Source organism: Arthrobacter sp. RCC_34 (assembly GCF_041360795.1).
Taxonomy (GTDB): Bacteria; Actinomycetota; Actinomycetes; order Actinomycetales; family Micrococcaceae; genus Arthrobacter_E.
In genome coordinates, this window is the sequence record NZ_JBFUPW010000002.1 from 449,169 (window position 1) to 468,557 (window position 19,389).

19 protein-coding genes, 1 tRNA gene and 1 pseudogene are annotated in these 19,389 nt (G+C 69.5%); 4 read left to right on the plus strand and 17 right to left on the minus strand.

Annotated features, from left to right (window positions below; translation table 11 throughout):
* Nucleotides 1-144: 144 nt before the first annotated feature.
* A complete protein-coding gene (locus AB6732_RS10755) occupies nucleotides 145-597 on the minus strand; it encodes a MarR family winged helix-turn-helix transcriptional regulator (protein ID WP_370959954.1) in 453 nt (150 codons plus the stop codon).
* A gap of 116 nt (nucleotides 598-713) precedes the next feature.
* On the opposite strand from AB6732_RS10755, the gene AB6732_RS10760 reads away from it, so the two are divergent.
* On the plus strand, nucleotides 714-1,910 hold the full coding sequence (locus AB6732_RS10760) for an MFS transporter (protein WP_370959955.1): 1,197 nt from the start codon (nucleotides 714-716) through the stop codon (nucleotides 1,908-1,910).
* 37 nt (nucleotides 1,911-1,947) lie between these two features.
* Complete coding sequence (locus AB6732_RS10765) at nucleotides 1,948-2,775, plus strand: aldo/keto reductase (RefSeq protein ID WP_370959956.1); 828 nt, start codon at nucleotides 1,948-1,950, stop codon at nucleotides 2,773-2,775.
* Nucleotides 2,776-2,847: 72 nt separating this feature from the next.
* Here AB6732_RS10765 and AB6732_RS10770 read toward each other — a convergent pair whose 3' ends face one another.
* The 13 genes and pseudogenes from AB6732_RS10770 to AB6732_RS10830 form a co-directional block, all read right to left on the minus strand.
* The gene (locus tag AB6732_RS10770; RefSeq protein ID WP_370959957.1) at nucleotides 2,848-3,291 is read right to left on the minus strand and encodes a Clp protease N-terminal domain-containing protein; all 444 of its coding nucleotides are present in this window, start codon (nucleotides 3,289-3,291) and stop codon (nucleotides 2,848-2,850) included.
* Nucleotides 3,284-3,517: a helix-turn-helix domain-containing protein gene (locus AB6732_RS10775; protein ID WP_370959958.1), complete on the minus strand. Its 234-nt coding sequence runs from the start codon at nucleotides 3,515-3,517 to the stop codon at nucleotides 3,284-3,286. The genes AB6732_RS10770 and AB6732_RS10775 overlap by 8 nt, the downstream gene beginning before the upstream one ends.
* A gap of 71 nt (nucleotides 3,518-3,588) precedes the next feature.
* The gene (locus AB6732_RS10780; protein WP_370959959.1) at nucleotides 3,589-4,182 is read right to left on the minus strand and encodes a dihydrofolate reductase family protein; all 594 of its coding nucleotides are present in this window, start codon (nucleotides 4,180-4,182) and stop codon (nucleotides 3,589-3,591) included.
* A 169-nt stretch (nucleotides 4,183-4,351) separates the two neighbouring features.
* Nucleotides 4,352-4,915 carry a pyridoxamine 5'-phosphate oxidase family protein gene (locus tag AB6732_RS10785; RefSeq protein WP_370959960.1) on the minus strand — a complete coding sequence of 188 codons (564 nt, stop codon included), beginning with the start codon at nucleotides 4,913-4,915 and terminating at the stop codon, nucleotides 4,352-4,354.
* A gap of 31 nt (nucleotides 4,916-4,946) precedes the next feature.
* Nucleotides 4,947-5,020: transfer RNA gene (locus tag AB6732_RS10790), tRNA-Leu, on the minus strand.
* Between the two features lie 240 nt (nucleotides 5,021-5,260).
* Entirely contained in the window at nucleotides 5,261-6,673 is a 1,413-nt protein-coding gene (locus tag AB6732_RS10795) for an NAD(P)/FAD-dependent oxidoreductase (RefSeq protein ID WP_370959961.1), read from the minus strand.
* 54 nt (nucleotides 6,674-6,727) lie between these two features.
* Entirely contained in the window at nucleotides 6,728-8,254 is a 1,527-nt protein-coding gene (locus AB6732_RS10800) for a S8 family serine peptidase (RefSeq protein ID WP_370959962.1), read from the minus strand.
* A gap of 69 nt (nucleotides 8,255-8,323) precedes the next feature.
* Entirely contained in the window at nucleotides 8,324-9,340 is a 1,017-nt protein-coding gene (locus tag AB6732_RS10805; protein WP_370960122.1) for an exopolyphosphatase, read from the minus strand.
* A gap of 174 nt (nucleotides 9,341-9,514) precedes the next feature.
* Nucleotides 9,515-9,955: pseudogene (locus tag AB6732_RS10810) on the minus strand (DUF501 domain-containing protein); the annotation flags it as partial.
* A gap of 57 nt (nucleotides 9,956-10,012) precedes the next feature.
* A complete protein-coding gene (locus AB6732_RS10815; protein WP_370959963.1) occupies nucleotides 10,013-10,807 on the minus strand; it encodes a septum formation initiator family protein in 795 nt (264 codons plus the stop codon).
* A gap of 125 nt (nucleotides 10,808-10,932) precedes the next feature.
* On the minus strand, nucleotides 10,933-12,213 hold the full coding sequence (gene eno / locus AB6732_RS10820; RefSeq protein ID WP_208188170.1) for a phosphopyruvate hydratase: 1,281 nt from the start codon (nucleotides 12,211-12,213) through the stop codon (nucleotides 10,933-10,935).
* A 192-nt stretch (nucleotides 12,214-12,405) separates the two neighbouring features.
* Nucleotides 12,406-13,074, minus strand: coding sequence for a MazG nucleotide pyrophosphohydrolase domain-containing protein (locus tag AB6732_RS10825; RefSeq protein WP_370959964.1), 669 nt, complete (start codon nucleotides 13,072-13,074; stop codon nucleotides 12,406-12,408).
* Nucleotides 13,075-13,089: 15 nt separating this feature from the next.
* Complete coding sequence (locus AB6732_RS10830) at nucleotides 13,090-14,223, minus strand: adenosine deaminase (protein ID WP_370959965.1); 1,134 nt, start codon at nucleotides 14,221-14,223, stop codon at nucleotides 13,090-13,092.
* Nucleotides 14,224-14,428: 205 nt separating this feature from the next.
* Here AB6732_RS10830 and AB6732_RS10835 point away from each other — a divergent pair, with 205 nt between their 5' ends.
* Together AB6732_RS10835 and AB6732_RS10840 are read left to right on the plus strand one after the other, a co-directional pair.
* On the plus strand, nucleotides 14,429-15,160 hold the full coding sequence (locus tag AB6732_RS10835) for a class I SAM-dependent methyltransferase (protein WP_370959966.1): 732 nt from the start codon (nucleotides 14,429-14,431) through the stop codon (nucleotides 15,158-15,160).
* A 36-nt stretch (nucleotides 15,161-15,196) separates the two neighbouring features.
* On the plus strand, nucleotides 15,197-16,525 hold the full coding sequence (locus AB6732_RS10840) for a hypothetical protein (protein WP_370959967.1): 1,329 nt from the start codon (nucleotides 15,197-15,199) through the stop codon (nucleotides 16,523-16,525).
* A 97-nt stretch (nucleotides 16,526-16,622) separates the two neighbouring features.
* Here AB6732_RS10840 and AB6732_RS10845 read toward each other — a convergent pair whose 3' ends face one another.
* From AB6732_RS10845 to AB6732_RS10855, 3 genes are all read right to left on the minus strand, one after another.
* On the minus strand, nucleotides 16,623-17,345 hold the full coding sequence (locus AB6732_RS10845) for a DedA family protein (RefSeq protein WP_370959968.1): 723 nt from the start codon (nucleotides 17,343-17,345) through the stop codon (nucleotides 16,623-16,625).
* 252 nt (nucleotides 17,346-17,597) lie between these two features.
* Complete coding sequence (locus tag AB6732_RS10850; RefSeq protein ID WP_370959969.1) at nucleotides 17,598-18,926, minus strand: thymidine phosphorylase; 1,329 nt, start codon at nucleotides 18,924-18,926, stop codon at nucleotides 17,598-17,600.
* Nucleotides 18,919-19,389, minus strand: a complete 471-nt coding sequence (locus tag AB6732_RS10855) for a cytidine deaminase (RefSeq protein WP_370959970.1) — start codon at nucleotides 19,387-19,389, stop codon at nucleotides 18,919-18,921. Before AB6732_RS10855 ends, AB6732_RS10850 begins: the two co-directional genes overlap by 8 nt.

The following is a 19,389-nucleotide window of genomic DNA, read 5'->3' on the forward strand; positions in this document are numbered from 1 at the left end:
GTCAGGCCGGGTCACACCCCGGCCGCAGCAGCCCCGCCCGCTTCCCGGAGACCCTCTCGGATCCCCTCAGGGAAATCCTAGGTCCCCCTCAGGTCCGCGGGCGAACCGGCCCCGTCACGAACCGGCCCCGTCACGAGGTGGCGATCAGGCGTTCGCGCGAGACACCTCGTGGAGCGCCGCGACGAGCGCCGCCAGCTCCTGGTGCTCTCCGGCGTCGCTCAGGATGCGTTCGAGGGCCTCGTCATGGACCGGCTTCGCCTTCTCATACAGCTCGCGGCCCGCGGACGTGAGCTCGGTGTAGATCCCCCGGCGGTCGTCCGCGCAGAGGATCCGGGTCAGCAGGCCGCGGTCCTCCAGCCGGGTGACCAGGCGGGTGGTGGCGCTGGCGCTCAGTGCGGTGGCACGGGCGAGCTGCTGCATGCGCATGTGCCAGCCGTCCTGGCGGCTCAGGGCGTCGAGCACCGTGTATTCGACCACGGAGAGCTTCACCTCGTCACTGAGGGCGCGCTCCAGCCCGGCTTCGATCACACCGTGCAGCGCGGCAAGGGTGCGCCAGCCCTGGGCGCGCACTTCGACGGCGTCGTCGTCAATGCTCATGGGGACCTCCTGAAGACTCGGCTTGCATCACTTGCTTGCGTGTGCAACTATTGCATCTGCAAGTGAAATAACCAGCGCTTGCAACTAAATCCAGTCTAGCAGGAGTGTTCATCACCATGCCTATCGGTCTTCTCGCGCTCTCCGTCGGCGCCTTCGGGATCGGGCTGACCGAGTTCGTCATCATGGGGCTGCTGCCCGAGGTCGCCACCGACTTCGGGGTCTCCGAGGCAACCGCCGGATGGCTGATCTCCGGATACGCCCTCGCCGTCACGGTCGGCGCACTGCTTCTCACCGCTGCCACCACCCGGCTCCCCCGCAAGCCTGTGCTGCTCGGCCTTCTCATCCTCTTCATCGCCGGCAACACCCTGTCCGCGATCGCCCCCAACTACGGCGTCATGCTGACCGGCCGCATCCTCGCGGCCCTCTGCCACGGCGCGTTCTTCGGCATCGGCGCAGTGGTCGCCTCCGGTCTCGTGGCACCCGCCAAGAAGGCCCAGGCGGTGGCCATCATGTTCACGGGCCTGACCGCGGCCAACGTGCTCGGCGTCCCCTTCGGTACGCTGCTCGGTCAGCAGTTCGGCTGGCGCTCGACCTTCTGGGTCATCTCTGCCACCGGCGTCGTCGCCTTCATCGGCATCGCCGCACTGGTGCCGCCACTGCACCAGGACGGCAAGGCGCCCAGCCTTCGCCACGAGCTCACCGCGTTCCGCAGCGGACAGGTCTGGCTCTCGCTCCTCGTCACGATCCTCGCCTATGGCGGCATGTTCGGCGCCTTCACCTACATGGCCTACACGCTCACCGGGATCTCCGGCTACCCGAGCAGCGCCGTGCCGTGGCTCCTCATGCTCTCCGGCGCCGGCCTGTTCGTCGGCAACTGGATCGGCGGCAAGCTCGCCGACCGCGACATCGACAAGACCCTGATCTTCTTCGTGGCCGGACTGCTCGTGACCCTGGTGCTCTTCGGGCTCCTCGCCTCGATCCCGTGGATCGCCGCCGTCGCGCTGTTCGTCATGGGCGGCTTCGGCTTCGGCACGGTGCCCGGACTGCAGTCCCGCATCATGCAGTACGCGGGCGGCGCTCCCACTCTGGCGTCCGGAGCGAACATCGGCGCCTTCAACGTGGGCAACGCCCTCGGCGCCTGGGCCGGCGGTCTGGCGATCTCCGCCGGGCTCGGCTACGCCTCCCCCGTCTGGACCGGCGCGCTGATCACCATCCCGGCCCTGATCATCATGATCATCGCCGCCCTGAAAGCCCGGCGGGAACAGTCCGCCACCCTCTCCACCGAATCCGAGCAGGCTCCGGCCACCGCCTGAGCCCGCCGAACCATCCAACTCCCAGGAGGACGACACGATGACCACCATCCCCACCATCACCCTGAACAACGGCATCGAGATGCCGCAGCTCGGTTTCGGCGTGTTCCAGGTCCCGGACGCGGAGACGACGGCGGCCGTCGCCGAAGCTCTCACGGCCGGCTACCGCAGCATCGACACCGCAGCCATCTATGGCAACGAGCGCGGCGTCGGCCAGGCGATCGCCGACTCCGGCATCGACCGCGGCGAGCTGTTCATCACCAGCAAGGTGTGGAACGCGGACCAGGGCTTCGAGGAGACGCTCGCCGCCTATGACGCGAGTCTGGAGAAGCTCGGCCTGGACTACCTCGACCTGTACCTGATCCACTGGCCGGCCCCCGCGAACGGCCGCTTCATCGACACGTGGAAGGCCCTCGAGAAGCTCTACGCAGATGGCCGCGTCCGGGCGATCGGCGTCTCGAACTTCGAACCGGATCAGCTGGAGCAACTGCTCGCCGAAGCCACGGTCGTCCCCGTGGTCAACCAGGTGGAACTGCACCCCGCCCTGCAGAACCGTGCGGTGCAGGCTTTCGGCGCCGAGCACGGCATCGCCACCGAGGCCTGGAGCCCGCTGGCCCAGGGCGCGGCGCTGCAGGACCCGTCCGTGCTGGCGATCGCGGAGGCCCACGGCCGCACCCCCGCCCAGGTGATCCTGCGCTGGCACCTCCAGCAGGGCCGCATCGTGATCCCGAAGTCCGTCACGCCGTCGCGCATCGCGGAGAACCTGGACGTCTTCGGCTTCGAGCTGAGCGCCGAGGAACTCAGTGCGATCGACGCCCTGGAGAAGGACGGCCGCACCGGTCCCCACCCGGCGGCCTTCAACGGCTGATTCCTGACGCGAACCCCGGGCGGGAGGCGGCGATGATGATCGCTGTCTCCCGCATGGGGTTGAGCCGTCCTCTCAGGCCGCCGACGGTCCGCGAAGCTCGCGCAGACGCGCCAGCAGGATGGCCGCCGGCTCGGGGGCCGCGCACTCCTCGAGCGCCAGAAGCAGGTGAGCGGCTCCGATCCGGCGGCTCTTGGCGTCCGCCGCGTGGCCGAGAGCGCGCCGCAGCACGTCCTTGGCGCCGGGGGTGAAGGACGCCCGTCCCGCGCCCGCCGCCGGCGCCAGTGGCCCGAACCGTTCGACGTCGATCCCCACGCGGGCGAGGGCCTCACGGTCGAGGGCGTCGGCCAGTTCGCGAAGCTCGTCGGCCGTGACCCCCAGCGACTGGGAAGCGCCGGGATCGTGCACCACACCGATCAGCAAGTGGTCCGTGGAGACCTTCCGGTCACCACGGAGGCCGGCCTCCGCGACGGCACGGGTGACGGTCTCGCGTGCCTCGTGGGCGAATCGTTCAAACATGGCGTGACGCCTTTCCGTTCGAGGTCTTCCCATGCTTCGCATGGACGGACTGACGGGTGACGCCGAGTGCCGCGCCGATCTGCTCCCAGGACCAGCCGGCGTCGCGAGCGGCGGTCACCGAGGTGGCCTCCACCCGCTCGGCCAGGCGGTGGAGCGCGACGACGGCACGCAGACCCGCCCCTGGGTCGGCGGTCGGATCCTGCTCGGAGAGCCCTTCGAAGTCCATGGTGTCAGTTTAGGTTGACATCGATGATGGCGTCAATTAAAACTGACACGCCTCTCGTCCTCCCCACCGCCCTAGTCCGCCTGAAGCGCCCCGCGAATGGCGTAGCGGTGCAAGGTGACGCCCGCTTCAAACGAAGCCTGCTCCAGCAGCTCGAGTTCCAGCGGTTCGTCCACGTGGTCGAAGAGCGGGCGTCCCCGGCCCAGGATCGCCGGGTGGGTGAAGAGCATGACCTCGTCCAGGAGACGCGCGTTCAGCAACTGCGTGGCCAGCGTGGCGCCGCCGACGCCGATATCGCCGCTCTCCTCCGCCCTCAACGCGGCCAGCTGGGCGATGGCGTCGTCCCCGCCGATGATGCGGGTGTTGTGCTCGGCGCTCGTGCGGGTCCGGGAGACGAGCACCTTGGGCACGTCCGTCCAGATCTCGCCGTATTCGCGCATGAAGTCGGGTAAAGACGTGTCGGTCCGGGCCTTCGGCCAGAACGATTCCATGGTCTCGTAGATGACGCGGCCGGAGACATCCATGCTGAGGGCACGGGCCCTCGCATTGAACTCGCGATGCAGGGACTCGCCGATGCGCATCCAGTCGCCGCCGCCCTCCTCCCCCGGCTCGCCCTCGATCATCAGGTCCAGCGAAACATTCATCCAGTACACGAAACGGGCGGCCATGCCCTCACCTCCGGAAGGTCGGATGGGATGGCGCCGACGACGCGACACCGTTGTCCGAGGCACAGGAGGCCGAGCTTCAGCCCGGACGAGGCCACGGACTGTCATCGTAAGGCGGCGGGTTCCGGATGGCCAGAGTCCGGGTCCAGCCCGCGAGCGGCGCGGCCGCGCGTCAGGCCTCCCGCATCGCCTCCGCCTCGGGAAGCCCCGTCGGGAAGCCATCGATACTGGAGCGGTTGCGTTCCTGCTGATAGGCGAGCAGCCCCTCGGTTCCCTTCTTCCCGGCCCAGGAATCCATCAGCGTCCGCTGTTCCTGGAATTCGTACAGCGGCACCCCGAAGCCACAGGACGTCTGGACCAGGTCGATGTCCAGGACGAACAGGTTCCTCGCGCCCAGCAGGGGTGGGAAAAGACTCACCAGGCCGTCCCACTCCGGCTCTCCCGGATGCACGGCCCGGGCTGCGCCGTAAACGCGCAGAATGTTCGGCTTGCCGCTGAAGGCGCAGAACATGAGCGTCATCCGTGGCGTATCGAGCAGATGAGCGGCGGTCTCATTGCCGCTGCCGGTGCCGTTGAGCCACACCACGCGGTCCGGGCTCAGGACCCTCAGGGAATCCAGCCCTTTGGGCGAGACATTCACCCGCCCGTCCCGTGCCGCCGTCGCGACGAAGAACATCTGCTGGTCGCGAATGAAGTCCGTCAACCGGTCTGTGAGCTGTTCATACTGTCTCGCCATGACCTCATGGTCGCACGCGGGCACATGTCAGTGCCCCAACAGGGACTCGAACCCTGACTGAGCGGATTTTAAGTCCGCTGCCTCTGCCAATTGGGCTATTGGGGCGCGGATCCATCCTATCCGCGTGCTGCGCTCACCATGGCACACCCGGCGCCCCGTCGTCGTCGACACATGTGTGCTCAGTTGTTGCGGGTCGGAGCCTTCCGGACCCGCGACAACTGAGCACACAAGCAGGGGTGCCAGAGAAAACCCCGGAAACGACGACGGCGCCGCCCACCTTCACGGTGAGCGGCGCCGTCGAGCGCTGGCAAGCGGCAGCCGGGCCTCCTCGCGGAGGCCGAGGACTTACTTCGCGGCCGGTTCGGCCGGCTTCGGGGCCGGACGGGCAGCGGCCTCGAAGGCGCCGCGCGGGTTGTCCAGGTCCACGAGTTGAGTGGCGTCGCGGCCTGCGAACAGGCTCAGGAACCAGCCACCGACCACGCGGAACTTGCGCTCGAACGTCGGCATGGCCATGCCGTGGTAACCACGGTGGGCGAGCCAGGCCGGCCAGCCCTTGAGGCCGATGCGGCCGAGCAGGTTGATGTTCGCGACACCCTTCCAGGAGCCGAAACCGGCCACGGCGCCAAGGTTCTTGTGCTTGTAGTCGTGCATCGGCTTGTCCCAGCGGGAGGCCCACAGGTTCTTCGCGAGAACCTTGGCCTGACGCAGAGCGTGCTGGGCGTTCGGCACGCAGGTGCCGTCCGGCAGGCCCTTGCCCGTGAGGTCCGGAACGGCGGCGACGTCACCGGCGGCCCAGGCGTTCTCGATGATGCCCTCGTCACCGGCGATGCGGAGGTCGGGCAGCACGCGGACGCGGCCACGGGGTTCCAGCGGGAAGTCGGTGGAACGGACCATCGGGTTGGCCTGCACACCGGCGGCCCAGATGAGGGTGTCCGCGGCGAATTCGCCGGCCGGGGACTTGTCCGCCATGTTGATGAGCTTGAGCTTGTCCTCGGCGTCGGCCAGGGACGTGTTCAGGAGCACCTCGATGCCGCGGCTGCGCAGGTGCTCGACGACCCACTCGGCCTGCTCGGCGGTGACCTCGGGCATGATGCGGCCCATGGCCTCGACCAGCACGAAACGGATCTCGCTCTGGTCGACGCGGGGGTTGTCGCGGACGGCCTGACGGGCCATGTCCTCGAGTTCGGTGATCGCCTCGATACCGGCGAAGCCGCCACCGACGACCACGAAGGTCAGAGCGGCCTTGCGCTCTTCGGGATCGGTCATGGTGGAGGCCAGCTCGATCTTGTTGAGGACCTGATTGCGCAGTGCAACGGCCTCTTCGATGGTCTTCAGGCCGATGCCCTTGTCCGCAAGACCCGGGATCGGGAAGGTGCGGGTGATGGCGCCGGCGGCCAGCACGACGTCGAAGTACGGGATCTCGAACGGGGCGCCACCGTCCGCGGGGGCCACGACGGCCTTGCGGTTGGCGTGGTCGATCGCGGTGACGCGGCCCTGGATGAGCTCGGTCTCCTTGAGGTGCTGACGGTGCGAGACCACGGCGTGACGTGCCTCGATGTTGCCGCCGGCCACCTCGGGAAGGAACGGCTGGTAGGTCATGTAGGGAAGCGGATCGACGACGGTGACGATGCCACCGGCCTTCGCGATCTTCTTCTGGAGCTTGAGCGCTACGTACAGTCCGACGTAGCCGCCGCCGACGACGAGAACGCGCGGGCGGTCCTGCAATTGGGGAGCAAGGGGCTGCTGAGTGATTGCCATACCCTCAGGATAGCGCAGTTTGTGAAAACATTCACATAGTGTGAACGCGGCTGATCAGGACCCGGCGGGCGGTCCCCCGGGCGTCTTCTCCGAGAGGTCTTCCCGGCCCGGAACCGCGTCGTCGGACGACGGCGGCGCGGGCGCAGGCGACGGCGGCTCGGGCGCGGAGGGCTCGGCAGGAGCCGAGGCGGCCACTTCCCCGGTCGCGGTGTCCGACGGCGGCGATCCGGCGCCGTCGTTCTCCCGCCGGCTCACCGACCGGACATGCAGCACCGCCGCCACCAGCATGGCCAGGAGCAAGGCCGAGAATCCCAGGACGAGAGTGGCGGGCAGAGCCGAGTCCAGACCGTCCGCGCCCTGCGCCACCGGGGATGCCGGATCCGAAACGGCCGGCTGGGGCATGAGGTTGCCTGCCCCCGCCGGGGGCTTCCGCGTCGGCTCGCCGCCGCGCCGGTGCACCCGGATCCACTCCGAGATGCTGCCGAGCGGATTGCTCTGCGCCTCGGGCACCGTGGCGGTGAGCGCCTTCTCGGCGTCCAGGATGCCGAAGCCGTACAGCGGGTCACGGCCGGGCTCGCCGACGTCCTTGGCCGTGGTGACGATCCGGTTGATGACCTGCTTGGCGCTCATGTCCGGGTACTTCGACCGGATGAGCGCGGCCACACCCGCCACGATCGGCGCCGCACCGGACGTCCCGCTCCAGGTCGCGTAGCCGCCCCCGGGGAGGGCGCCTTCGAGTTCCTCGGCGGGCGCCGCCACGGCGATGCTGATGCCCTGCGAGGACGAGTCCTGGCTGGCGATGTTCTTCCGGTCGAGTCCTGCGACGGTCACGACGCCGGGGATCGTCGCGGGGGCGCCCACCTGGATGTTGCCGCTCCCCCGGTTGCCGGCGGCCGCGACCACCACCACGTCCTTCTGCTCCGCATAGAGGAACGCCGCGTCCCAGCTCTGGGGCCAGTCCGGGGAGGAGCTGCCCAACGAGATGTTGATGACCTTCGCGCCGTGATCCACGGCCCAGCGGACGGCTTCCGGGATCTGATCCTCGTCCGACTTGCCCGCCGGATTGGGCGAGCCGAGCCATGTTGACACGGAGAGGAGCTGTGCTTCGGGGGCCACACCCACCATGCCGTCCGGCCCGGCGCCCATGCTCTGCACGGTGGGCGCAGCAGGCTTGCCGGGAGTGGGCGAGGAAGTCGCCTTCGGCCGGGTGCCGTGCCCCCGGCCTGCCAGGAGACTCGCCACCAGGGTGCCGTGCTCCGGCTTGGCGCCGATGCTCTTGGTGCCCTGAGGGTTCCCCGCGCCGGAGACATCCGTCCCCTCCACCACGGAACCCTTCAGGTCGGGGTGGGCCGTGTCGATGCCGGAGTCGATGATCGCGACCTTGACCCCGGCCCCGCGGCTCTCCTTCCAGGCCTTGGTGACGCCGTAACCGTCGAGCCAGTACTCGCCGGACCGGATGCTGTCCGCCTGGGCGGGGGCCGCCAGGGAGAGTGATGCCGCGATGGTCAGCACCAGCGCCGTCGACAGGATCCGGACACACCGGCCCCGTCCTCGTGCGCGGTGCGCGTCTTGTGCCCTCATGTGCTCCCGTCGTTCCGTCTCGGGGTCCGGCCAGTCACTCCCGCAACCGTCCGTCCCGGGCGAAGCCCCTCAGGCGATGCTGAGGGCAATTCCGTCCAGAATATCGTGTTCGCTGGTCACGGCCTCCTGAAGGCGCCCCTCGCTCAGGTCCTCGAGCCGGCCGAGCACCGTCCGCCACACCAGGGCTCCGGCTCCGATCACGTCGACCCGGCCGGGGTGCATGAACCCGAGAGCGGCGCGCTCATCGCGCGTCATCGACAGCAGGCTGTCGCACGCGCGGCGCAGCTCGGCGAAGCTCAGGCGCACCCCGTGGATGCGGCTGGAATCGTACTGCTCCAGCCCCAGAGCGTGGGCCGTGATGGTGGTGATGGAACCCGCCACGCCGACGACGGCGCTCGCGCGGCCGAGCGGGACGGTCTCGAGCACGAGGTCGAGGGCCGCGTTCACATCGGCTTCCGCGGAGGCGATCTCCTCGGCGGTGGGCGGGTCGCTGCGGAGGTGGCGCTCGGTGAGCCGCACGCAGCCGACGTCGACGCTGCGGGCCGCCCGCACGCCGTCGTCGTCGCCCAGGACGAATTCGGTGCTGCCGCCGCCCAGGTCGACCACCAGCGTCAGTTCCTCGCCACGGGGAGGCAGGACGCTCACGGCGCCCGCGAAGGACAGCGAAGCCTCCTCGTCACCACTGATGACCTCGAGGTCCACGCCCAGGCGCTCCCGGATGCCGTCCACGAACACTTGGCGGTTCCGGGCGTCACGGCTCGCCGACGTGGCGACGAAACGGACGTCGGACGGGGTGAGGGCGACGGTCCCGTCCTCGGCGGAATCGCCCGCGGGGGCGGGGTGCTCCGCGATCAGGCGGGCGTATTCCTCGGCGGCGGCGAAGGTGCGCTCCAGCGCTTCCGGGGCGAATTCACCGGTCTTGTCCACGTCCTGGCCGAGACGCACGACGCGCATCTCCCGGACCACGTCCTCCAGTCGGCCCTTGGCATCGCGGTCGGCCACCAGGAGGCGGATGGAGTTGGTGCCACAGTCGATCGCGGCGACGCGGCGCGTGGTGGAGCGGCGGGGCGCGGGACGCCCGACCAGATCGGGGCGGCCCTGCGGGCCGTGGCGGCTGAGGTCCCTTGCGGGAGCCTGCCCGCTCGTGTCCCAGGCGCCGTCGCAGAAGCAACGGTCCGCGGTCCACCACTCGGCGATGCCCTCGAGCGCCTCGTCACCCAGGACGTTGACGCCCGGGCCTGCGGCGAGCGAGTGGCCCACCAGGACGTGGAGGCACTTCACGCGTTCGGGCATGCCGCCGGCGGAGATCCCGTCGATCTCCGGAACCTCGCCGACTCCGCTGATGCGGCCGATCTCCCGGCGGGCCGCCAGGTACGCCTCATGTGCTGCACGGTGGGAGACCGCCAGCTCGGGATCCGCCGCGAGCCGCTCGTTCATCTCATTCATCCGGCCGGTCGCCTCGAGGCGGGACACGGCGGAGGTGATCACGGGGTGCGTCAGATAGAAGGTGGTGGGGAACGGCGTGCCGTTGCCGAGCCGCGGGGCCGTCGCCGCCACGAGCGGGTTGCCGCACACGCAGCGCGCGGAGATCTCCACGACGTCGCGGACGGGACGGCCCAGCTGGCGGCTCAGCGTGTCCAGGTCCTGTTCGGTGACCGTGCGGTCCTCGCCGCCCGTGGGCTGGTGGGCCGTTGCGCTCATCTTCACATTCCTCACTGCGACGGTTCGACCTGTGCCTCCGGGCCCAGGGACGTCGTGTTACTTGGTGGCTTCCCGGACGGATTCCAGGAACTTCTGGGTCCAGGGGGTGTCCCCCGGCACGGGGGCGGTGGTCCCCTCCGGAGCGCTGACCCCGGCGGTGCCGCCTTCCTTCCCGAAGACCCAGTACCCGATCTCACCGGGCATCACCATGTTAATGCGGTCACGGGCCTGCTGCTGGACGTAGGCCGGATCGTGCCAACGGACGATCTGCTTCTTCAGCTCGTCCTGGTCCGCCTGCTTGGTCCGGATGTCCTCCTGCAGCTGCGCGATCTGCTGGCGCTGATCCCACCAGTTCTTCACCGTGGGAGCCAGAAGAACGGTGATCGCGAGCATGACCAGCCCCAGGGCCAGCAGGCGGCCGGAGAACGCCCGGGCGGGAACCGGCGTGGGTTCCGCGGCGGCCTTCCCCGCTCCAGGAGCTGTGGACGACGACGCCGGCCGGCCCGCCGTGGCGGATTTCCCCCCGGCCGCGCCGCCGGGCTGCTTCGGCTTGGCCGGGCCGGACGCGCCGCCGCTCGCCGGCCTCGACGTGGTGGACGCCGTCCCCGAGCCGCTCTTCTCGCGGGCCTTCGCCGTGAAGTCCGCGACAGTGCGTTCGGCTTCGACCCGCTGGGATGCTTTCTGCTGACCTGTCCCCTGTGACCCTGCGCCGGCCTGCCCTGCCGGGCGGGCGCCGTGCGAGCGGGACTCCTCAGAGGCTGACGCGCCCGCCCGGGATGCCGGCTTGCGCGTCGCGGAGGAACCGCCGTCGAGCAGCGTCGCGCGCGGAACCTTGGGGCGGCGGGTGGCCACGGTGATCACCTCGGAAGTTCGGTCGGGGGTGGTGCCGGCAGGGCTGTCATCTGCCGGGGGTTAAACGCCGGAACGGCGGTCATGGTTCCTCAACCATAACCGCCGTTCCGCACAGCGTCCGGGCTTTAGCCCTTGAAACGCGGGAAGGCGGCGCGGCCGGCGTAGACGGCGGCGTCGGCGAGCTCCTCCTCGATGCGCAGGAGCTGGTTGTACTTGGCGACGCGCTCGGAGCGGGCCGGGGCGCCGGTCTTGATCTGGCCGGCGTTCGTGGCGACGGCGATGTCCGCGATCGTGGTGTCCTCGGTCTCGCCGGAGCGGTGGGAGGTGATCGTGGTGTAGCCGGAACGCTGGGCCAGGGAGACGGCGTCCAGGGTCTCGGTCAGGGAGCCGATCTGGTTGACCTTGACGAGCAGGGAGTTGGCCGTGCCCTTCTCGATGCCCTCGCGGAGGCGCTCCGGGTTGGTGACGAACAGGTCGTCGCCCACCAGCTGAACCTTGTCACCGAGGGTGTCGGTGAGGTGCTTCCAGCCGTCCCAGTCGTTCTCATCCAGCGGGTCCTCGATGGAGACCAGCGGGTAGGCGTCGACGAGCTCCGCGTAGTAGGCGCTCATCTCCTCGCCGGAGAGCTGCTTGCCCTCGAACTGGTAGGCGCCGTCCTGGTAGAACTCGGACGAGGCGACGTCCAGGGCCAGGGCGATGTCCTTGCCCGGGGTGTAGCCGGCCTTGACGATGGCTTCCTGGATCAGGTCCAGTGCCGCACGGTTGCTCGGCAGGTTCGGGGCGAAGCCGCCCTCGTCGCCGAGGCCGGTGGACAGGCCCTTCTCCTTCAGCACGGACTTGAGGTGGTGATAGACCTCGACACCCCAGCGGAGGCCCTCGGAGAAGGTCTCGGCGCCGAGCGGGACGATCATGAACTCCTGGATGTCCACATCGGAGTCGGCGTGGGAGCCACCGTTGAGGATGTTCATGAGCGGCACGGGCAGCACGTGGGCGTTGGGGCCGCCCAGGTACTTGTACAGCGGGAGGTCGGCGGACGCGGCGGCGGCGTTGGCGACGGCCAGGGAGACACCCAGGATCGCGTTGGCGCCGAGCTTGCCCTTGTTCGGGGTGCCGTCCAGCTCGATCATGGCGGCGTCGATGCTGCGCTGGTCGGTGGCGTCGAAGCCCTCCAGTGCCGGGCCGATCTGCTCGATCGCGGCGTCGACGGCCAGCTGGACGCCCTTGCCGAGGTAACGGCCCTTGTCGCCGTCGCGCAGCTCCACGGCTTCGTGCTCGCCGGTGGAGGCGCCGGAGGGAACCGCGGCGCGGCCCAGGGAGCCATCGCTCAGGAGGACTTCAACTTCAACGGTCGGATTGCCACGGGAATCGAGGATCTCGCGGGCGTGGATGGCATCAATGAGCGCCATGTAAAAGCTCCTGTTCTTCAGCTGACGTATCACCGTGTGACACATCGCTCACTCAGTCGTGGATGGGCCGTGCGGTGCAGGACGGCCTCGTCCCGCCACAAGCCTAGCGCAGGGCTTCGGAGCATTCCTCCCGGGGTGGGACTTTTAACGTCGCCATCGCACGGTGTGAAGAAACACCGCTAAGAAACACCGTTAAGAAACACCCTCGCCGGGCTCCCGGCGGCGCAGTGCGGCGCGCAGTGAGCGTTCGGCGTCGAGCCCCCGTTCCTGGGCGTCCGCGACCAGCGCGAGAAGCGCTTCCCCGAGGCTCTCCTCGTCCTCGTACTGCACCGGCGACGCCGATGGCGGAGGCAGCAGCGCAGCACTGTCGCGCCGGGCGCGGGACAGCAGCTTGGCCGCACGCGCCAGGGCGGGAAGGGACGCGGGCACCCCTTCGAAGACGGACGCCCGCTCGGGTTTCTCCGTCCGTTTCACGGCGTCCCAGCGGGCTTCGATCTCCTCGACGGTGGCCGGGAAACTCTCCCGGAGGCTGCCGTCCGCATGGAACACGTGGGGGTTCCGGCGCACGAGTTTGAGCCGGAGCCCTTCGGCGACGTCCGCGAAGGCGAAGCGGCCGTCCTCCTCGGCGATCCGTGAGTGCAGCACCACCTGGAGGAGCACGTCGCCCAGCTCCTGGGCCAGCTCCTCGGGATCGGCCGAGCCGCCTTCGACGGTCTCGACCACTTCGTGGGCCTCCTCGATCAGGTACTCGAGGAGGCTCTCATGCGTGAGGACACGGGTCCACGGACAGTGGGTGCGGAGGGCCGCGATGCAGTCGAGGAGCCTCTCGGTCCTCTCCCCCGCACCCACTGTCGTCTCCATGGTTCCCGCCGGTCCTCAGGCGAGGTTGGCGTACGCCTCATTGATGTACTCCACCAGGGCTTCCTTCTCTTCCAGGGGAAGGAAGGCGGCCTCGGCGGCGTTGAGGGTCAGCTCGAGCAGATCGTCCAGATCGTAGTCGAACGTCTCCACGAGGAGGTTGAACTCATCCGTCAGCGTGACACCGCTCATGAGGCGGTTGTCCGTGTTGATGGTGACGTTGAAGCCCGTCTGGTACAGCATGTCGATCGGGTGCGCCGAGATGTCGTCGCCGAACGACGCGATCGCGCCGGTCTGCAGATTGGAGGACGGGCAGACCTCGAGCGCGATGCCGCGGTCGCGGACCCAGGCGGCCAGGGTGCCGAAGGACACCATGCCGATCTGCTCGCCGTCGTCGTCGGCTTCGAAGTCGACCGTGACGTCTTCCGCGATCCGGACGCCGTGACCCAGGCGCAGCGCACGGCCGTCGACCAGGGCGGACTGGATGCTGGCCAGGCCGTCGGCCTCGCCGGCGTGGACGGTGGCCGGGAAATTGTTCTCGGCCAGGTAGGTGAAGGCGTCGCGGAAGCGCGAGGCCGGGAAGCCCAGCTCGGCGCCGGCGATGTCGAAGCCGACGGCGCCGTTGTCGCGGTGCCGGACGGCCAGCTCGGCGATCTCCTGCCCACGGTCGGCGTGGCGCATGGCGGTGATCAGCTGACCCACCTGGATCTCACGGCCGGTCTCCTCGACGGCGGCCATGCCGGCTTCGAGGCCTTCCTGCACGGCCTCGACGACCTCGTCCAGGGTGAGGCCCTTCTGCAGGTGCTGTTCCGGAGCCCAGCGCACCTCGCCGTAGACGACGCCGTCGTCGGCCAGGTCCTCGACGAACTCCTTCGCCACGCGGATCAGGCCCTCACGGGTCTGCATCACGGCGATGGTGTGGTCGAAGGTCTCGAGGTAACGGACCAGCGAGCCGGAGTCCGCGGAGTCGCGGAACCACTGGCCCAGGGCCACCGGGTCGGTCGAGGGAAGGTCGTGCCCGACGGCGGCGGCGAGCTCGATGATGGTCGCGGGACGCAGCCCTCCGTCCAGGTGATCGTGGAGAGAGACCTTGGGCAGGTCCCTCAGGTCGAAGTCGGGGGCGGTTGCGGAATCATTGAGCGCTTCAGTCACGGTGCCAAGCCTAGTCGGCTGGGGGTCCCCAAGCGAGGGCCCGTGCTGGGCCCCTGGCGCCGAGGGACCCGCTGTGAGCGAAGCGAACAGTGGGAGGCGCCAGGGAGGGACGAGCGTGGGGAGCCGACTACGCGCTAGTCGGCTGGGCCCACGGGGGCGAGGGACCCGCCTTCCCCTCGCCACTCCCCCTTGTTAGCGTGAAGGCATGCCCGACCTCGACCCACGGCTCGTCGAGCTGTACGACATCGACAATCCTGACGGCCCGGACCACGACTATTACCGTTCCCTCGTGGACCATGCCGGAGCGCGCGCGGTGCTGGACCTCGGCTGCGGCACCGGCATCCTCACGGTCACCTTCGCCGCACCCGGCCGGCGGGTGGTCGGCGTCGACCCGTCACCCGCGATGCTTCACGTCGCGAAAAGGCGGCGCGGTTCCGAACAGGTCGACTGGATCCTCGGCGACAGCCGCTCCATCCCACCCGGCGCACACGACGTCGCCATCCTGAGCGGGAACGTCGCCCAGCACATCCCGGACGGGGCCTGGGAACGCGCTCTGGCGGACCTCCACGCCTCACTGCGGCCTGGCGGGCTGCTCGCCTTCGAGAGCCGCAACCCCGCCGACCGCGCCTGGGAGAGCTGGATATCGGCCGATCCGACGGAACGGGACACGCCGCACGGCAGACTTCAGGAGTCGTTCGAGCTGCTTCACGCGGACCTCGACGAGGCGGGTGAGGGCGCGATCGCCCTCCGCTCCCGGAACCTCCTGGACGGCGAGGACCTGTCGCACGACTTCACCCTCGCGTTCCGGTCCGAAGCCACACTCGTCGAGCAGCTCGACCGCGCGGGCTTCGACGTCCGGGCCGTCTGGGGCGGCTGGGACCGCACTCCCGTCCGGGAGGACTCCCGCCTCCTTGTGGTCGAGGCGGTCCGCCGCTGAATGGCCGCTCGTCGACCGCTCGGCTAGGCTCCGCTCGTGGGGAACGACGACGGCGCACCGCAGTCAGCGGATCATCTCGCGGATGACTTCGCCCAGGCCATGCTGCGCTCACCGCGTGGCCTCCGCCTGGCCTTCACCTGCTTCCAGAACCACCTGGTGAAGCTCATGGACGGCGACTACGAAGGCCCGGTGTGGGAGGACCATTCGGCGTTCTTCGACGCCTGCCACGATGAGGATCTCGCCGCCGGACTGTCCCGGCGAGACCCGGACGAGCGGGGCTGGCAGGGCCTTCCGCGGCGTGTCGGGCCGGGGGTGCGTGAACCTGCCGAACCGCAGATGCCGGACCCACTCCCCTACGAGCAGCTCGCGCAGCGCATCCGCCGTTACGACCCCACGCCACTGACCGGGCCTGAGCTCCTCGAGGCCCTGGAGGTCACGGTGTCCCAGGCGTCCTACTGGGGTGACGTTCACGGCGAGGAGATCCTGGCCGCCCAGGGGCCGATCCGCCGGGCGCTGTTCCCGTTCGCCCGCGAGGCCGCCCGCGCCATCCTCGCCTTCGGACTCGACGCGGCTTCCGTGCCGGACGCTGCGTGGGTCGTGGAATTCGACAACAGCGCCGCGGGCCTCCCGTTTGGCGCCCCTCCCGCGCAGGACGACGCCGCACGGCTGTTGGAGCACTGGTGGGACCGGACCACGGCCTGGGAAAGCAGGATGATCCTCGAGCTTCCGACTGACCCCTCGACACCCCACACGGGCGAATGGTGGTCCACCCCACCGTCGGGTCTCATCGTCTCCTGCCCCGCCTGGCCCGCCGCCATGACGGATCCACAGCATGGCCCCCACCCCGGCGAGCCCACCGGGCTGCGCCTCGTGGAAGATCCGCTGGGCTGGAAACGCGCTCGCGTCTACCGCCTCGTAAGCCCGCGCCCGCCGGAGGAGCTGCGGCTCTTCGTCATCGACGGCCCACAGGACTGGGCCTGGCTCTGCGCCCGGTACCCCTTCGAGGTGAGCGCCACCAAACGGCACGACTGGCACCGCGTCACGGGTGCGATCGAGCCGTGGCTGATCCCCGACTTCGACGCCATGGCAGCGGAGTTCGACGCCGTCCACCTGACCCTGCGCGGATATCTCAGCTCCGCGGGCATCGCCATCCCCGTGCCGCGTCTGCTGGACCCGGGCGAGGGGCCGGAGGTGCTGGATGAGGAACTGCCTGCCCGTCCGCCCCTGGGCCACTCCGTCATCGCGGGCTGGGCGCCACTGAGCACGTACTGGCTCGTGAACGCCCGTGCCGATCCGGACTCCGGAACACCCTGGGAAGGCGACGGTCAGCGCGAGTGGTGGCCGGCGTCGTCGTCCGAGGACTGATGCGGAAGGCGCGACGACGGCGTGCGCGGAAACGACTGAGGCCCCCGCGCAAGCGGGGGCCTCAGTCCGTCAGGAGACAGGGATCAGGACACAGGGATCAGGGAGCCGGCGGATTCTCGGCCGGCTTGGACACGGTCGGCTCGGCAGCACCGTCCGCACCGGCTCCGAGGGCGCGCTCCTTCTTGAGGCTCACGGGGCGCTCCGGGACGTCGTTCCGGCCCAGGCGCTTGTGCCACCAGCGCAGGACGTGATCGATCACGTATCCCAGCACGATCGCGAAGGCCACGGCGATGCCGGCACTGGCCAGAGGGTTGTGGTGGAGCCACGGGATGGAGCTCGCCACCAGGCCGATGACCAGCGAGTACACGACCCAGGTGAAACACGCCAGAGCGTCGAGGGCGAAGAACCGGCGGTGCGGGAAGCCCGTGGTGCCGGCCACGTAGTTGACCGCCACACGGCCCCAGGGGATGTAGCGCGCCGTGAAGATCAGGACCGCGCCGCGTTTCTGCAGTTCATAGTCGGCCCATTCGAAGACCTTGCGCACCTTCGGCCTGCGCATCCACGCCCAGCGGTCAAGTCCGATCTTGCGGCCGAGCATGTACGCCATGTTGTCTCCGGCCATGGCGCCGACAAGCGCCGTCAGACCGAGGATCCAGAGGTTCGGTTCGCCGGCATGGCGGGAGTACGCGGCGAGTGCCACGATGAGGGTCTCGCTGGGGACGACCATCGCGAAGCCGTCCACGAAGAAGAACACCAGGAGGACGGGATAGATCCACCACTGGCCAGCAGCATGGAGGATCGCTTGATCAATGAATTCCACGCGGGCCGGGTCTCCTGATTGAGTTCGAAAGAATGGGGAAAGTGTCCCACGGTGGCCGTGCCGTTCGCTACACGGCCACCGTGAAAGTCACACCTTAAACAGTAGGCCCGGACGCGCCCCACGGCGTCAGCCCGTCGGCCGAAATGCACCAGCCCCGCTCTCATACCCAGGACGGAGACGATCCGTTCCCAGGCCGGAGACCGGGGCTGTGCCGTGGGGGCGAGCCGTGGGACCGGCCCGCCCACCGGGTGATCAGTCGACCGCGATGCGATCCAGGACGAGACGGTTGCCGGCGCGCGAGCCTTCCGGCGCGATCAGGGTGGCGCCCTCCAGCGCCTCCTTGGCCCGGTCGAAGCGTTCCGGAGTGTCCGTCAGGAGCGTCATGAGCGGCTCCCCCGCCCGGACCACCGCACCGGGCTTGGCATGCAGACGCACCCCGGCCCCGGCCTGAACCACGTCCTCCTTGCGGGCACGGCCAGCGCCGAGACGCCAGGCAGCCACGCCGACCTTGAGAGCGTCCAGTTCCACGAGCACACCGTCGGCCGGAGCGAGGATGGTCTCGCTCTCCTTCGCCACCGGGAGCGGGGCGTCCGGGTCGCCGCCCTGCGCGGAGATCATCCGGCGCCAGACGTCCATCGCCCGGCCGTCCCGGAGTGCTGCCGCCGGATCGGCGTCGCGCACGCCCGCTGCCTGCAGCATCTCCTCGGCGAGGCGGACCGTCAGCTCCACCACGTCCTCGGGACCGCCGCCGGCCAGAACCTCCACGGACTCCTCGACCTCGATGGCGTTGCCCGCCGTGAGGCCGAGCGGCGTGGACATGTCGGTCAGGAGGGCCACGGTGTTCACCCCGGCGTCGTGACCGAGGGCGACCATGGTGCGGGCCAGCTCGCGGGCCTGCTCCTCGTCCTTCATGAACGCGCCGCTGCCCACCTTGACGTCCAGCACCAGCGACCCGGTGCCTTCCGCGATCTTCTTGCTCATGATCGAGGACGCGATGAGCGGAATGGCCTCCACGGTGCCGGTGACGTCCCGGAGCGCGTAGAGCTTCTTGTCCGCCGGGGCCAGGCCTGAACCAGCAGCGCAGATGACGGCTCCGACGTCCTGGAGCTGGGCGAGCATCTCCTCATTGCTGAGGTCCGCACGCCACCCCGGGATGGCCTCCAGCTTGTCCAGGGTGCCGCCCGTGTGGCCGAGACCGCGGCCGGACAGCTGCGGCACGGCCACCCCATACACCGCGACGAGCGGCGCCAGCGGCAGGGTGATCTTGTCCCCCACGCCGCCGGTCGAGTGCTTGTCCGTGGTGGGCATCGACCCGTGGGCGTTGACCGGACCACCCGCGCGCGGGCGGAGGGAGGAGAAGTCCATCCGCTCACCGGAGGCGATCATCGCCGCCGTCCAGCGGGCGATCTCCTCACGGCTCATGCCGTTGAGCAGGATGGCCATGTTGAGCGCGGCCATCTGCTCCTCGGCGACCACGCCGCGCGTGTACGCGTCGATCACCCAGTCGATCTGGCCGGGGCTGAGCACCCCGCGGTCGCGCTTGGTGCGGATCACGTCCACCGCGTCGAATGCCTCAGTCATGCGTCCCCTCCTGACGGTCCTGACCCTCCGGCGCTGCCGGACGGTCCTCCTCGAGGTGCTGAGGCCCGAACGCGTCCGGGAGCACCTCGTCCATGGTCTTGATCCCGTGGCTGGTCATGAGCACCATGTCCGGGGCACGGAATTCGTAGAGCAGCTGTCGGCACCGGCCGCAAGGCATGAGCACGGAGCCCGCGCCGTCGACGCAGTAGAACGCGCGGATCAGGCCCCCGCCGCCCATGCGGATCTGACCCAGCAGGGTGCACTCCGCACACAGTGTGAGCCCGTAGCTCGCGTTCTCCACATTGCAGCCCGACACCACCCGGCCGTCGTCGAGGAGTGCCGCCGCACCCACGGGATACCGCGAGTACGGCGCATACGCTTTCTCCATGGCGACGACGGCGGCCTGCCGCAGCGCGTCCCAGTCCGGTGCCGCGGTGGCCGCGGCCGGCGTCGTGTCCCCCAC